Origin of the sequence: Streptomyces sp. NPDC087263 (assembly GCF_044744645.1) — a bacterium.
Taxonomy (GTDB): Bacteria; Actinomycetota; Actinomycetes; order Streptomycetales; family Streptomycetaceae; genus Streptomyces.
Genome location: NZ_JBIUYT010000007.1, coordinates 486200 through 500523 on the forward strand (window position 1 = coordinate 486200; position 14324 = coordinate 500523).

Annotated in this window: 14 protein-coding genes; 5 read left to right on the forward strand and 9 right to left on the reverse strand. The window is 70.4% G+C overall.

What is annotated here, in order from left to right; translation table 11 throughout:
• Positions 1-118 precede the first annotated feature (118 nt).
• The 3 genes from ACIPC1_RS24840 (at position 119) to ACIPC1_RS24850 (ending at position 1105) form a co-directional block, all read left to right on the forward strand.
• Positions 119-502, forward strand: coding sequence for a BlaI/MecI/CopY family transcriptional regulator (locus tag ACIPC1_RS24840; RefSeq protein ID WP_402520440.1), 384 nt, complete (start codon positions 119-121; stop codon positions 500-502).
• 30 nt (positions 503-532) lie between these two features.
• Positions 533-655 carry a hypothetical protein gene (locus tag ACIPC1_RS24845; RefSeq protein WP_402520442.1) on the forward strand — a complete coding sequence of 41 codons (123 nt, stop codon included), beginning with the start codon at positions 533-535 and terminating at the stop codon, positions 653-655.
• 66 nt (positions 656-721) lie between these two features.
• Entirely contained in the window at positions 722-1105 is a 384-nt protein-coding gene (locus ACIPC1_RS24850; RefSeq protein ID WP_402520444.1) for a hypothetical protein, read from the forward strand.
• Positions 1106-1442: 337 nt separating this feature from the next.
• On the opposite strand, the gene ACIPC1_RS24855 is transcribed toward ACIPC1_RS24850, so the two are convergent.
• The 6 genes from ACIPC1_RS24855 to ACIPC1_RS24880 form a co-directional block, all read right to left on the reverse strand.
• Positions 1443-2591 (reverse strand): HoxN/HupN/NixA family nickel/cobalt transporter, encoded by a 1149-nt coding sequence (locus tag ACIPC1_RS24855; RefSeq protein ID WP_402520446.1) that lies wholly within the window; start codon positions 2589-2591, stop codon positions 1443-1445.
• A gap of 179 nt (positions 2592-2770) precedes the next feature.
• Positions 2771-3511, reverse strand: coding sequence for a class I SAM-dependent DNA methyltransferase (locus tag ACIPC1_RS24860; protein ID WP_402520448.1), 741 nt, complete (start codon positions 3509-3511; stop codon positions 2771-2773).
• A gap of 75 nt (positions 3512-3586) precedes the next feature.
• A complete protein-coding gene (locus ACIPC1_RS24865) occupies positions 3587-4105 on the reverse strand; it encodes an O-acetyl-ADP-ribose deacetylase (protein WP_402520450.1) in 519 nt (172 codons plus the stop codon).
• A 48-nt stretch (positions 4106-4153) separates the two neighbouring features.
• The gene (locus tag ACIPC1_RS24870; protein WP_402520599.1) at positions 4154-5563 is read right to left on the reverse strand and encodes a phytoene desaturase family protein; all 1410 of its coding nucleotides are present in this window, start codon (positions 5561-5563) and stop codon (positions 4154-4156) included.
• A 179-nt stretch (positions 5564-5742) separates the two neighbouring features.
• Entirely contained in the window at positions 5743-6588 is an 846-nt protein-coding gene (locus tag ACIPC1_RS24875; RefSeq protein ID WP_402520452.1) for an inositol monophosphatase family protein, read from the reverse strand.
• A gap of 219 nt (positions 6589-6807) precedes the next feature.
• A complete protein-coding gene (locus ACIPC1_RS24880; RefSeq protein WP_402520454.1) occupies positions 6808-8628 on the reverse strand; it encodes a gamma-glutamyltransferase family protein in 1821 nt (606 codons plus the stop codon).
• A gap of 170 nt (positions 8629-8798) precedes the next feature.
• Here ACIPC1_RS24880 and ACIPC1_RS24885 point away from each other — a divergent pair, with 170 nt between their 5' ends.
• A complete protein-coding gene (locus ACIPC1_RS24885) occupies positions 8799-9863 on the forward strand; it encodes a biotin/lipoate A/B protein ligase family protein (protein WP_402520456.1) in 1065 nt (354 codons plus the stop codon).
• A gap of 25 nt (positions 9864-9888) precedes the next feature.
• Here the strand turns inward: ACIPC1_RS24885 and ACIPC1_RS24890 are convergent, their stop codons facing one another.
• On the reverse strand, positions 9889-10521 hold the full coding sequence (locus ACIPC1_RS24890; protein WP_402520458.1) for a DUF4232 domain-containing protein: 633 nt from the start codon (positions 10519-10521) through the stop codon (positions 9889-9891).
• Between the two features lie 280 nt (positions 10522-10801).
• Between ACIPC1_RS24890 and ACIPC1_RS24895 the strand changes: the two genes are divergently transcribed.
• A complete protein-coding gene (locus ACIPC1_RS24895) occupies positions 10802-11470 on the forward strand; it encodes a hypothetical protein (RefSeq protein ID WP_402520460.1) in 669 nt (222 codons plus the stop codon).
• A 132-nt stretch (positions 11471-11602) separates the two neighbouring features.
• Here the strand turns inward: ACIPC1_RS24895 and ACIPC1_RS24900 are convergent, their stop codons facing one another.
• Together ACIPC1_RS24900 and ACIPC1_RS24905 are read right to left on the reverse strand one after the other, a co-directional pair.
• Positions 11603-13132, reverse strand: a complete 1530-nt coding sequence (locus ACIPC1_RS24900; protein ID WP_402520462.1) for an NCS1 family nucleobase:cation symporter-1 — start codon at positions 13130-13132, stop codon at positions 11603-11605.
• Between the two features lie 153 nt (positions 13133-13285).
• Positions 13286-14308 (reverse strand): TIGR03842 family LLM class F420-dependent oxidoreductase, encoded by a 1023-nt coding sequence (locus ACIPC1_RS24905; RefSeq protein WP_402520464.1) that lies wholly within the window; start codon positions 14306-14308, stop codon positions 13286-13288.
• Positions 14309-14324 lie beyond the last annotated feature (16 nt).

Sequence of the window (14324 nt, forward strand, 5' to 3'; positions counted from 1 at the left end):
AGGAGACATGGATAAATTACCTCGCCCTGCTCCGGAGCGCAGAGTGGGTGCGGCATCCGAAGGCGCGGCAGGAAGCCGTCCCCTTCACCACTCCCCTACGCGCTGTAAGGTGGCCGACATGGCTGGCACAGGCCCCCACAGCAGGGCGGAACGGCGCGGCGCCGGCGAGCTGGAGAGCGAAGTCCTCGCCGCTCTCTGGGCCACCGACGACACTATGACGCCCGCCGAGATCCAGGCCGAGATCTCCGGCGACCTCGCCTACAACACCGTGCACACCATCCTCAAACGCCTGTACGACAAGGGTCTGGTCCTGCGTGACATGGACGGGCGGCGCGGCGCGTACCGGCCCGCCAAGAACGCCGCCGAGCTGACCGCCGAGGCCATGCACGAGGCGCTCGACCGCGGGCCCGACTCCATCGCGGTGCTCCAGCAGTTCGTGACCGGGCTGAGCCCCAGGGAGGAAACGGCCCTGCGCGAGCTCCTCGGAGGGCACGGGCCGTGAGGCTCGTCGGGGAGTACGGGCCATGAGGCCATGAAGATCGACGTCTACGTCCCGCTGGTCCTGCCGCTGCTGCCGGCGGCCGTCGCCCCAAAGGTCGGCGCGCGCGTTTCTCCGGCGTACGCCGCCCGGGTGCCGACCATCGCCCCGCGTTGACCGCGGCCGCCTCCGCCTGGGCCCTGTGCCTCGCTCGTCGCCACCCTGGTCGACCAGGCCGCAGGGGTGGGTGGCCGTGGAGGCAGGCGAGGAGGCCCGGCGTCGCTGCCCGAACCGGTCCTCGATGCGGTCGCGCTCTGCGCGGTCGCGGTCCTCGGCGTGATCGCCTTCCGGCTCATCCGCGCCGTGCGCGTGCCTTACGCGACGCGACGTGTCCTGAACCGGCTCGGCGAAGGCCACCCTCCCGACAGCGAGCTCGCCACCGCCGCGTCCTCGACCCCGCGGGCCTTCGCCATCCCTGGCGGGCCGGGCCGGATCCTGGTCACCTCGGCGACGCTCGGCGCGCTGGAACCGGCGGAGCACCGTGCCCTGCCGGCCCACGAGCGTGCCCGTCTCGCCCATCGCCCATCGCCCATCGCCACTCGGCTGTGGCGACCGCCGTCGCCCTGACCGTCGCGGCCAACCCGCTCCTCGCACCGGTGCGCAGCACGGTCACCTCCCTGCTGGAGCGCCGGCCGACGAGGAAGCGGCGGATGCCGTCGGCGACCGTCGCACCACCGCACGGGCGCCGGCTCGTGCCACCCTGGTCGCCCGGCGCACCCGGCCGGGTGGCGCCCTGCACTCCTCCGAGCACGCCGTCACCCGCCGGATCACCGCCCTCCAGGCCGCACCGCCTCCCGACCTGTAGCCGATCGGCGCGGCCGTCCTCGCCCTGGACTCCCCGCCGGCCCTAGGTCCTGTCGTCACCGGGCACCTGCTGTGGCTGCCGGGTTGGTAGTCGGATGCGTCAGTCGACGGGCTGGCGGGCGGGCTGCCGGGCAGGGTCGGAAAGCCCGGCATCCCCGGGGTGGCGAAGGCCGTCCGGCGGGAGGCGCAGCCCCGCCGTCCACTTCTCCTCGATCCGGCCCACCTTCCACACGACAAGGGCGATGACCCAGGTGGCGAAGAAGAGGCCGACGATGACGAAGCCGATGACGTTCAGGTCGAGGTCGCCGACCCAGTCCCAGAAGGCTCCGCGCAGCTGCAGCCGCTCCGCGAGCAGGCCGAGGAGTTCGACCGTGCCGATGATCAGGGCGACGGCGACGGACAGTCCGGTGATGGTGAGGTTGTAGTAGACCTTGCGCACCGGCTTGGAGAAGGCCCACCCGTACGCGAAGTTCATGAACGAACCGTCGATCGTGTCCAGCAGGGACATGCCCGCCGCGAACAGGACGGGCAGGCACAGGATCGCGTACCAGGGCAGCCCGGACGCCGCGCCCGATCCCGCGAGGACCAGCAGGGCGACCTCGGTGGCCGTGTCGAAGCCGAGGCCGAAGAGCAGGCCCACCGGGTACATCTGCCAGGGCTTGGTGACCGACTTCATGACGCGGCCGAGCAGGCGGTTCATGAGCCCGCGGTTGTTCAGCTGTTCCTCCAGGGCCGCCTCGTCGAAGTGGCCGGAGCGCATCTGCCGGAAGACCTTCCAGATCCCGGCGAGGATGACGAGGTTGATGGCGGCGATGACGTACAGAAAGGTCCCGGAGACCGTCGTGCCGATCAGCCCGGTGACATCGTGCAGGCTCGAGTCGTCATCGCGCACCGGTCCGGCCAGCGTCCGAACGCCCAGGGAGAGCAGGAAGGCCAGCCCGAAGACGATGCTGGAGTGGCCGAGCGAGAACCAGAAACCGACCGACAGCGGCCGCTGCCCCTCGCTCATCAGCTTGCGGGTGGTGTTGTCGATGGCCGCGATGTGATCGGCGTCGAAGGCGTGCCGCATGCCCAGCGTGTACGCGGTCACGCCGATCCCGACGCCGAACGACTTCGCGCCGATGCTGTAGTGCTCCGGCGCGACGACGGCGATGAGCGTGAACCAGCCGATCACGTGCAGCGCGAGAATGAACGCGCCCATCCCGCCGAGCCGGCCCCACTCCTGCCGCGTGAGCGACGTACGACGCATGGTGGGGTCCTTCTTCTTTCGGGGCGGGCGGTGCGCCTCCCACCCTCATGCCAAGCTTTCCCACCTGCAATCTATTCGCAGTAAAGCTTGGACCAGCACTTGTCCAGCTCGGAGCCGCTGCTCAGGCGGCCGGCCGAACGGCTGTACGGCGCTGTACGGCTGTACGGCTGTACGGCTGATTACGCAGCGGGTTTCTCCCAGATCGAGACATGCCGGCCGCTCTCGCCGGTGAACGGCTCCCGGGTCCATCCGTCCCACCGCTCGGACAGGCGCAGCCCGGCGAGCTGAGCCATCAGGTCGAGTTCCGCCGGCCACACGTAACGGAAGGGAATCGAGTGGTACTCGCCTCGCCCGTCGACGACCTCGACGTAGTTCGAGCTCATCTCCTGGGTGGCGACGTCGTAGGCGTCGAACGCCCATCGCGTCGGGCTGACGTGGAAGGGCACGACGGTCTGCCCCGCCGGGAGCTTCCGCAGGTCGGGAATCATGACCTCGATGACGAATCGGCCGCCGGGTTCGAGGTGGGCCGCGACGTTGCGGAAGCAGTCCACCTGCGCCGCCTGTGTCGTCAGGTTCATGATCGTGTTGAAGACGAGATAGGCGACGGAGAACGCCCCGTCCACCTTCGTCGCCGCGAAGTCGCCGATCGTCACTCCGATCGCGTCACCGCCGGGCTTGGCGCGCAGCCGCTCGACCATCGCCCGCGACAGGTCGATGCCGTGGACCGGGACTCCCCTGCCTGCCAGTGGCAGCGCGATACGCCCCGTCCCGATGCCCAGTTCCAAGGCCCGGCCGTCGCCGGCGAGCTCTGCCAGTACGTCGACCGCCGCCTTCACGACGCCCGCCTCGAACTCGCCCGCCTCCGCCTCGTCGTAGGTCGCCGCGACACTCTCTCCGAAGTACCCATCCGCATCAGTCACCGCAGGACCGTACTTCGGAAGACGTGTTCAACACCCGCCAATTTTCCGCGGCCCGTCACCTCCCGGCCGGGACGGTCAGCGGATCTGCTGGACCTGCTCCGCGAACGCCTTGTACGCCCGCTCGTCGAAGAGGACGAACCTGACCTCTTCGACGGCCGTCTCCGTGGCCCTGACCGTCTCCACGGCGATGTGGGCGGCCTCCTCCATCGGCCATCTGAAGACGCCGGTCGAGATGGCCGGAAACGCGACGGTCCGCGCGCTCAGCTTGTCTGCCACCCGGAGGGACTCCCGGTAGCAGGAAGCGAGGAGTGAAGTGTCGCTGCCTGGGCCCTGCCACACCGGGCCGACGGTGTGGATCACCCACTGCGCGTCCAGCTCACCGGCTGTGGTGGCGACTGCTCGTCCGGTGGCCAGGCCCTTGCCGTAGTGGGAGGCGCGGAGCTTGCGGCACTCGGCGAGGACAGCGGGACCGCCCCGGCGGTGGATGGCCCCGTCGACGCCGCCCCCGCCGAGCAGCGAGGAGTTCGCGGCGTTGACGACGGCGTCGACGCTCTGCCGGGTGATGTCGCCCTGCACCAGCGTGATCGTGGTCATGCCCTTCTCGGCCTCCTCCATGTCATGCCTGCCTCGGCCCCTTCCCTGTCATGCCTGTCTCAGCCTCTTCCATACCGCCTTCGCCGCGTTGTGCCCCGACATGCCGTGGACGCCGGGGCCCGGCGGGGTGGCCGAGGAGCAGATGAAGACGGCCGGGTGCGGGGTGCTGTACGGGAAGAGGGAGAGCTTGGGACGCAGGAGGAGCTGGAGCCCGGAGGCGGCGCCGGAGGCGATGTCGCCGCCCACGTAGTTCGCGTTACGGGCGGCCAGTTCGGGCGGGCCCGCCGTCGCGCGGGCGAGGACGCGGTCGCGGAAGCCCGGCGCGAACCGCTCCAGCTGGCGCTCGATCGCTTCCGTGAGGTCTCCGGTCCAGCCGTTCGGGACGTGCCCGTACGCCCAGAAGACCTGCTTGCCCTCGGGTGCCCGGGAGGGGTCGACGACACTGGGCTGCACGGTGATCAGAAACGGAGCGTCGGGCGCCCGGCCCTCGCGCGAGGCCGCCCGCAGTGCGCTGCCGATCTCCGCGCGGCTCGCCCCGACCTGCACGGTCCCGGCGGTGCGCGCCTCCTTCGCCGTCCACGGCACGGGGCCGTCGAGCGCGTAGTCGATCTTGAAGACGCCCGCTCCGTACCGGTACCGCTCGTAGTAGCGGCCGAAGCCCGCGATCCGGGACAGCGCGGTGGGTGAGGTGTCGAAGACGTAGGCGCGCGCGGGCGGCAGGTCGTCGAGGCGCTTGACCTCGTAGTCGGTGTGGACGCTGCCGCCGAGGTCCTTGAGGTACGCGGTGAGCGCGTCGGAGATGGACTGGGAGCCGCCCCGGGCCACGGGCCAGCCACGGGCGTGCGCGGCCAGGGCGAAGACCAGGCCCACGGCGCCGGTTGCGAACCCGTCGAGCGGGGCGATGACATGGGCGACGAGTCCGGCGAACAGTGCCTTGGCCCGCTCGTCACGGAAGCGGCGCATCAACCAGGTCGAGGGCGGCAGTCCGGCGAGGCCGAAGCGGGCGAGGGTGACCGGGTCGCGGGGCAGCGCGGTCAGGGGCAGCGACATGAAGTCGTGGGCCAGCGTGTCCCACTTGGGGAGGAAGGGGGTGACCAGGCGCCGGTACGCACCGGCGTCGCGCGGCCCGAACGAGGCGGCCGTCTCCGCCACCGACCTCGAGAGCACCGCCGCCGTGCCGTCCGGGAACGGGTGCGCCATGGGAAACTCCGCGTGCAGCCACTCCAGGCCGTACCGCTCCAGGGGCATCGCCCTGAAAGCCGGAGAATTGATGCCCAGCGGATGCGCCGCCGAACACGGGTCGTGCCGGAATCCGGGCAGCGTCAGCTCTTCGGTGCGGGCTCCGCCGCCCACGGTGTCCCGCGCCTCGAACACGGCCACGGAGAAGCCCCGGCGGGCCAGCTCCACGGCAGCCGTCAGTCCGTTCGGCCCCGCACCCACCACGACCACATCGAGCATCGACGGCACCTTCGGACTCCTTTGTCAGCCGATGGCAACTGGGATCAGGATATGCCGGAGGACTCACAGCCTTGACGGCGCGGGCGATTGCGGGAGCGGGAAGCTGACGGAAGACAGCCGTCTTCGGCACTCGGGCTCCGCGGCCGCCCCGAGCATTCAGGTTCCAGCCGCCCCGGCCCTCAGCCCCCGGCCGCCAGCAGCGCGACCACCCTGCGGGCCGTCGCCTCGTCCCTGGCCGCCGTGAACGGCAGCGTGTTTCCCCCGGTGATACGGAACGGCTCGCCCGCGAGCGTCAGATGGGCGCCGCCCGCCTCCTCGACCAGCAGCAGGCCTGCCGCGTGGTCCCAGGCGGCCTCCCAGGAGAAGGCCGTGGCGTCCAACTCCCCGCGGGCCACGGCCAGATACTCCAGGCCCGCCGAGCCGCACGGGCGGGTCACGACACCCTCGGCGCGCAGCGCGAGCAGGGCGCGCTTCTGCTCGTCCGTGGTGTAGTCCGGGTGCGAGGTGGCGATGTCGAGGTCGCGGCCGGGCAGGGGCGAACCCGCCCGCAGGGGCGCACCGTCGAGGAAGGCGCCCCGGCCACGTATCGCGGTGGCGAACTCGTCGCGCGCGGGAGCGAACGTCCAGGACGCGTGCACGACGCCGTCCAGCGCGAGGGCGACCAGCATGCAGAATCCGGGGTCGCCGTGCACGAACTGCCGTGTCCCATCGACCGGGTCGACGATCCAGACCGGCGCGGAGCCGCGTATCGCCTCGTAGGTCGTCGGGTTGGCGTGCACCGCCTCCTCGCCGACCACGACCGAGCCGGGCAGCAGCGCGGTGAGGGTCTCGGTGAGGTACTCCTCGGCCAGGCGGTCGGCGTCCGTCACCAGATCGTGCGGGCCGCTCTTCTGGTCGATCTCGTGCGCGGCGAGCTGTCGGAAGCGCGGCATGACCTCGGCGGCGGCCGCCTGCCGGACCACTTCTTCGACGTCGGAGGTGCGGTGGGTGAGAAACTCGTCGATGGTTTCGATGTCTACGATCATGTCTCCATGACAGCACGCGCCTCTGACAATCCTCACCGGGCCGGTGCACTCCGGGTGGAATGCCCATGAATTCCCGGACCCCATGGCTACGCAGAGTGCACGCAGACCCCGCATACCGCGACCCCCCGGCGCACCTGATGACACTGAGCACGTCGAGTCACGCGATGACACGGGCCTACCTCACATCACGGGCCTACGTCATGACACCGCGTCCGCGGATCAGCGCCCCACCGCGTACCCCTGCATCCCCCGCGGGTTCGCCGCCGCCGACAGCACACCCGTCTCCGGATGCCGTGCGACCGCGCACAGCCGGCCCTCGGACCATGCGTCGCCGACCTGGACGTCGTGGCCGCGGCGGCGCAGCTCCTCGACGACCGCGGCGTCCATGCGGGACTCGACGGTGACGCTGCCGGGGTGCATACCGCGCGGGTAGAAGGAGCCGGGAAAGCTGTCGTTGTGCCAGTTCGGCTCGTCGATCGCGCCCTGGAGATCGAGACCGCCGCGCACCTCGGCGCGCAGCGCCACGGAGAGGAAGAAGTGTGTCTGCCACTGGTCCTGCTGGTCACCGCCCGGTGTGCCGAAGGCCATGACCGGCACCCCGTCGCGCAGCGCGAGCGAGGGGGTCAGGGTGGTGCGCGGACGGCGGCCCGGTGTCAGGGAGTTGGGCAGCCCTTCCTCCAGCCAGGCCATCTGGAGCCGGGTGCCGAGCGGGAAGCCCAGTTCGGGTACGACCGGGTTGGACTGAAGCCAGCCTCCGCTGGGCGTGGCGGCGACCATGTTGCCCCAGCGGTCGACGACGTCGAGGTGGCAGGTGTCGCCGCGGGTACCGCCGTCCGGCGCCACCGCGGGGTCCGCGACAGCCCGGGCCACCGTGGGTTCCCCTGCACCCGGCACCGCGAGCGCGTCGAAGCCCGGCTCCCCGGCGGCCACCACGCGCGCGTGCTCACTCATCCGCGGAACGCGCCCTCCGGGGCTGCCGGGGCACAGCTCACGCGACGCCTTGTCCCCGACGAGCGCGCGCCGGGCGGTGTTGTACGACTTCGAGAGCAGCACGTCGAGCGGCACCTCGGCCGCGTCCCCGTACCAGGCCTCCCGGTCGGCCATCGCGAGCTTGCAGCCCTCGATCAGCAGGTGGACGTACTCGGCGGAGCCGTAGCGCGGCAGTTCCGGCGGCAGCAGGGCCAACTGCTGGAGCAGCACCGGGCCCTGGCTCCAGGGGCCGGCCTTGCACAGGGTCCAGCCGCGCCAGTCGTATGTCGCCGGGGCCTCGTAGCTCGCGGACCAGGAGGCCAGATCGGCGGCCGTCAGGGTGCCGGTGTGGCGCTCGCCGCTGGTGTCCAGGGTGGGACGCCGCCCCTGGCGTACGAGCGCCTCGGCGATGAAACCGGAACGCCACACGTTCCGCGCGGCCTCGATCTGCGCCACCCGGTCCGCCTCCTCGGAGACCTCGGCGAGCAGCCGTCGCCAGGTGTCGGCAAGGGCGGGATTGCGGAACAGCTCGCCGGGTCGCGGAGCCCTGCCACCCGGTAGATACACCTCGGCCGAGGACGTCCACTCCGTCTCGAAGAGTTCGCGCACGGTCTCCACCGTCTCGCCGATGCGCTCCACGGGCGCGTGCCCGTCCTCCGCGTACCCGATGGCGTACTTCAGGACGTCGGCGAGGGACTTGGTGCCGTGGTCGCGCAGGAGCAGCATCCAGGCGTCGAAGGCGCCGGGCACGGCGGCGGCGAGCGGCCCGGTACCGGGTACGAGATCCAGACCGAGTCCCCTGTAGTGGGCGATCGTCGCTCCGGCGGGCGCGACGCCCTGCCCGCACAGCACCCGCACCTCGCCGCCCACGGGGGCGATGATGATCGGGACCTCGCCCGCCGGTCCGTTGAGGTGCGGCTCGACGACGTGCAGGACGAAACCGGCGGCGACCGCGGCGTCGTAGGCGTTGCCACCGTCCTCCAGGATGGCCATCGCCGACTGTGAGGCGAGCCAGTGCGTCGAGGACACCATGCCGAAGGTGCCCTGGAGCGTCGGTCGGGTTGTGAACATGCCGTGCCACCTCGCTGAGCCGAACGATCAACCTCGCTCTCGACTATTGCACTTGCGGCTCCCCGGGGGACAGGGCACGCGGGCACGGCAGGCACCCCGCCCGCAATGACCGGAATCAATCATCCGAGGTCGGCGTTGGTCCTCGTGAAACGGACAACGGAGGCGGATCGGTGCACGGTGAGTACAAGGTCCCCGGCGGCAAGCTCGTCGTGGTGGACCTGGACGTGGCGGGCGGAGTCCTGCGCCACGCGCGCGTGGCGGGCGATTTCTTCCTCGAACCGGACGAGGCGCTGGACGCCGTCAACCACGCGCTGAACGGCGCCTCCACGGACACCGACGCGGCAGGACTGGCCGCCCGTATCGACGCCGCGCTGCCCGAGGGCACGGTGATGTACGGCCTGACCTCGGAGGGCATCGCCATCGCCGTCCGCAGGGCCCTCGCGCACGCCACCGACTGGACCGACTACGACTGGCAGCTGATCCACGAGGGCCCCCAGTCCCCCACGCTGCACATGGCCCTGGACGAGGTCCTGACCGGCGAGGTCGCCGCGGGCCACCGCCCCCCGACGCTGCGCGTGTGGGAGTGGGCCGCGCCCGCCGTGATCATCGGCAGCTTCCAGTCGCTGCGCAACGAGGTCGACCCGGCCGGCGCCGAGCGGCACGGCATCGAGGTGGTGCGGCGGATCTCCGGCGGCGGCGCGATGTTCGTGGAACCGGGCAACACGATCACGTACTCGCTCTCCGTGCCCGAGGCCCTCGTCCAGGGGCTGTCGTTCCAGGACAGCTACGCGTACCTCGACGACTGGGTGCTCGGCGCGCTCGGCGACATGGGGATCAAGGCCTGGTACCAGCCGCTGAACGACATCGCCACGGAGGCGGGGAAGGTCGCGGGCGCCGCGCAGAAGCGGATGGTCGGCCCGGGTGGCGGGCCCGGCGCGGTGCTCCACCACGTGACCATGGCGTACGACATCGACGCCGACAAGATGCTCGAAGTGCTGCGCATCGGCCGGGAGAAGCTCTCCGACAAGGGCACAAGGAGTGCGAAGAAGCGGGTTGATCCGCTGCGCCGGCAGACCGGCCTGGCGCGCGAGGCGGTCATCGAGCGGATGATCGACTCGTTCCGCGGCCGGTACGGACTGACGGACGGCAAGGTGACTCCGCAGGAGCTGGCGCGCGCGGAGGAACTGGCGCGGGCGAAGTTCGGGTCGCCGGAGTGGACGAGCCGGGTGCCGTAGGCGCGGGCCGCGTACGGCATCGCCTTCAGGAAGCCGACTTCGGGGCGGGGGCCCACGGATGCGTACCGAGTACGTTCTCCGGCCCGATGTCGAGGGGCCATTCAGGGCGTACGTTCACGGCATCCTGCCCCTTGTCCGGCGCGACGTGGAGGTACGTACCGTCCTCGGCCGCCATCCGCCACACCAGCCCCGCCTCCGCGGTCTCGCCCGGTCCGAGCGCGAAGGGCTCGGGGCCGGTGTCGTCCGACGCCATGGGCACGCCGTCGGTCCCTTCGATCGTGCGCACGCCCGGAATCGGGTCGCCCGCCTCGTCCAGGACGCTGACGGAGGGATAGCCGTTCAGCTCGTACGGCTGCTCACCGCAGTTGGTTACGGAGAGCGTCATGACTCGCAGCCCCATGGCCCCGTCGACGGGACCGGCCTGGAAGCGCAGACCGGACGACGGGCAGCCGCTCACCGGCTGGACCGATACGGACGGTGCGGACGAGGGCGAGGCGGACTCGGGCGGCTCGGCGGCCCGGGTCTCCGACGGCGTGGGCGTGCGTTCGGGGTTGCGTTCGCGGTCCAGCTCGGCGGAGAGCCCGCACCCGCTCGCGGTCAACGCCAGCACACAGGCGAGGACGGCACCACGGGTCGGCTTCAGGCGTATCGCGATCACGCGCCGATGATGGCATGCGGCCTCGACGAGATCCGCACGGCGGCGAGTTCACCTCAGGACCTCCGTCGGCCCCAGCGGCAGTTCGGCACCCACCGGGAAGCCGCACACCCCCGTCGTCGTCCACACCGACCCCGAATCCCACATCCCGTCAACAGCAAGTCACTGTCACCGCACAGGCACAGAGCGAGTTCACACTTCCGCCCCACAGGGACACGTGTGACACTGGCGTCCCGTCCGCAGTGCGGGCCACCTCCGCACCGTCCCCCACGAGAAGTGCGCCGTGCGTTCTCTTCCTTTGCCGCTCGCTCTCACCGCGCGTCTGCTGCCGGTCGCCGTGCTCGCCTCGGTGGGCTGGGCGTTGTCGTCCGGTCCGCTCGCCGCGACCCCGACCGCCGCTGAGGACAAATCGTCTCAAAAGCCTACGGATTCGGCCTCCGCACCCTCGACGTCCGCGGCCACCAAGACGTACGCCGCGTCCCCCGCACCCTGCACCAGCGTGACCGAAAAGACGATCAAGGCGCTGGTCCCGGGCGCCAAGACGGCCGGTCAGGAGATCGCGTCGACCGACAAGGCGGTCCGCCGCACCTGCTCCTGGAATGCGCTGAAGGGGTTCGACTACCGCTGGCTCGACGTCTCGTACGAGATCAAGGAGTCGGACGCGGCGGCGCAGACGTCCTACAAGGAGCGCGTCGCGGACAAGAGCGGCGGCGGGACGGTCCCCGGCGTCGGCGACACGGCCTACTCCGTCGTGAACCTCACCTCCGAGGACAAGCAGGACACCCGCGAGGGGGTGGTGATCGTCCGCGCGTCCAACGCAGTGATCGTCATCACGTACAACGGCAGCGACTTCGAGACGAAGAAGTCGCCCAGTGCCGACGTGATCAACAAGGGCGCCATCAGTGCCGCCAAGGACGCGGTGGCCGCACTGGAGAAGACCCAGCAGAGCTGAACGTCTGAGCACAGCAGATCCGACCGTCGAAGACACGGCGGAGCTGACCGTCGAAACACGGCGGAGCCGACCGTCAGAGCACAGCAGGGCTGACCGTCAGCAAACGGTCAGCCCAGCCCAAGTGCCCCCGACTCAGACAGCCGTCTTCCCTCGCCCACGCGCCAACATCAGCGCCAGATACAGCACCATCGACGTGCCGAGCCCGACCGCCCAGCCGTAGTCGGCCAGTGACTCCAGCGCCGGAATGGGCCGTCCGTCGATCAGCGGATGGAAGTCGGCGCCCCCGACGGCCAGCACACCGCCGGTGACGAAGGCGACGACGGCACGCCAGTTCCAGCCGCCGTCGTACCAGTAGCGGCCGCCCGTGCTGTACAGGTCGGCGAGGTCGAGCTTGGTCCGGCGCAGGATCCAGTAGTCGGCGATGAGGATGCCCGCGACCGTGCCGAGCAGACCGCCGACCAGGCCGAGCCAGGTGAAGATGTAGCCCTGCGGGTCGGAGTAGAGCCTCCACGGGAAGATCAGTACGCCGAGGACGCAGGTGACGAGGGCGCCGGCCCGGAAACTGATCTTCCGGGGCGCGATGTTGGAGAAGTCGAAGGCCGGCGAGACCAGGTTGGCCGCGACGTTCACGGACAGGGTCGCCACCAGCACGGTGACCAGCGCGAAGATGATGCCGAAGACGTTGTCCGTCTTGGCGGCCAGCTGGACCGGGTCCCAGATCGCCTCGCCGTACACCGCCTGCGAGCCCGAGGTGACCATGACGGACAGGAAGGCGAACAGCGTCATGGTGGTGGGCAGGCCGAGCGCCTGGCCCCACGTCTGGGCCTTCTGACTCTTCCCGTACCGCGTGAAGTCCGGGATGTTCAGCGACAGCGTGGACCAGAAGCCGATCATGCCCATGAGCGCGGGAGCGAACAGCGTCCAGAAGTCGGGTCCCCAGCCGAGCTTGGACGGCTGGTCGAGCAGCGGGCCGAAGCCGCCCGCCTTGTCGCTCATCCACCACAGCATCACGCCGGCGCCGACGAGCACGAAGGGCGCCGCCCAGTTCTCGAAGCGGCGGATCGTCTCCATGCCCCGGTAGATGATGGCGACCTGGAGCACCCAGAAGATCGCGAAGGACAGCCACATGGTCCAGGCGTAGCCACCGATGTGGCCGGCGCCGGCCCAGCTGTCGCCGAACAGCTTCCCGGCCAGGAAGAAGATCGCCTCGCCACCGATCCAGGTCTGGATACCGAACCAGCCACAGGCCACCAACGCCCGTACGACAGCAGGCAGGTTGGCGCCACGGACACCGAAGGCGGCCCGCGCGAAGACGGGGAACGGAATGCCGTACTTGGGTCCCGCGTGCCCGGTGAGCAGCATCGGGACGAGCACGATCAGGTTGGCCAGCGCGATGGTGAAGACGGCCTGCTTCCAGTCCATGCCGACGGCGATCAGACCGGAAGCCAGGGTCCAGGAAGCGGTGTTGTGGGCCATACCGACCCAGAGCGCCGAGAAGTTGTACGTGGTCCAGGTCCGCTTCTCGATCGGAACCGGCAGCAGGTCCTCGTTGGCGTAGGGGCCGCTCGGCAGAGGCGCGCCGGGGGCTATCTCCACCCGGCCGTCCGGGAGCGTGACTTGAGCGGCGGGCGGCGAACTTTCGGCGGGGACGGTCTCGGTCATGGGCAGGCCCATCAGGTGAGGAGTGGCGGGAAAGGCCGTGCGGGGCACTTGGGGGGCGCGGGGAGCGCCCTGGCCCCCTTCTCGGGACGGCGGGAAGGGGAGAACGGGGAGGGGGCTTCAAGTGCCCTGGATCGGGCTTCGAGTACCCCTGTATTACTGGCCGTTGACGGCCGGAATGACCTTCGTCCCGTACGCGTCGATGGTCGCCTCCTGCGCGTCGTGCATGTCGTACACCGCGAACTGGTCGACGCCCAGAGCACGCAGCGCGTTCAGCTTCTCGATGTGCCGCTCGGGCGTGCCGATGAGGCAGAACCGGTCGACGATCTCGTCGGGCACGAACTTGGTGTCGGGGTTGTCGCTGCGGCCGTGGTGGGAGTAGTCGTAGCCCTCGCGGGCCTTGATGTACTCGGTGAGTTCGTCGGGTACGGCGGCGGAGTGCTCCCCGTACTTGGAGACGAGGTCGGCTACGTGGTTGCCGACCATGCCGCCGAACCAGCGGCACTGTTCGCGGGCGTGGGCGAGCGCCTCGGGTGAGTCGTCCGCGGTGACGTATGCGGGCGCCGCCACGCAGATCTTGACCTCGGACGGGTCACGGCCCGCGCCGACGGCCGCGTCCTTCACGGCCTTGACCATGTACTCGGTGAGGTACAGATCGGCGAGCTGGAGGATGAACCCGTCCGCCTCCTCGCCGGTCATCTTCAGGGCCTTGGGCCCGTACGCGGCCATCCAGACAGGGAGTTCGGCGCCCGGCCTGACCCAGGGGAGCTTGATGACGGTGCCGCCGAGATCGGCCTCGTCGCCCCGCGCGAGGGCTCGGATGACCTTCATGGCGCCGCTGATCCGGGCCAGCGTGTTGGGCTTGCGTCCGGCAACGCGCATCGCCGAGTCGCCGCGCCCGATGCCGCACACCGTGCGGTTGCCGTACATGTCGTTGAGCGTCGCGAAGGTGGAGGCGGTGACCTCCCAGGTGCGGGTGCCCGGGTTGGTGACCATCGGGCCGACCGTCAACTTCTCGGTGTTCGCGAGGATCTGACTGTAGATCACGAAGGGTTCCTGCCACAGCACGGCCGAGTCGAAGGTCCAGCCGTACGTGAAGCCGTTGCCCTCGGCCCGCTTCATCAGGTCGATGACGCGGGAGGCAGGGGGGTCTGTCTGCAGGACGAGTCCGAAGTCCATGGCGCCACTCCTGGTC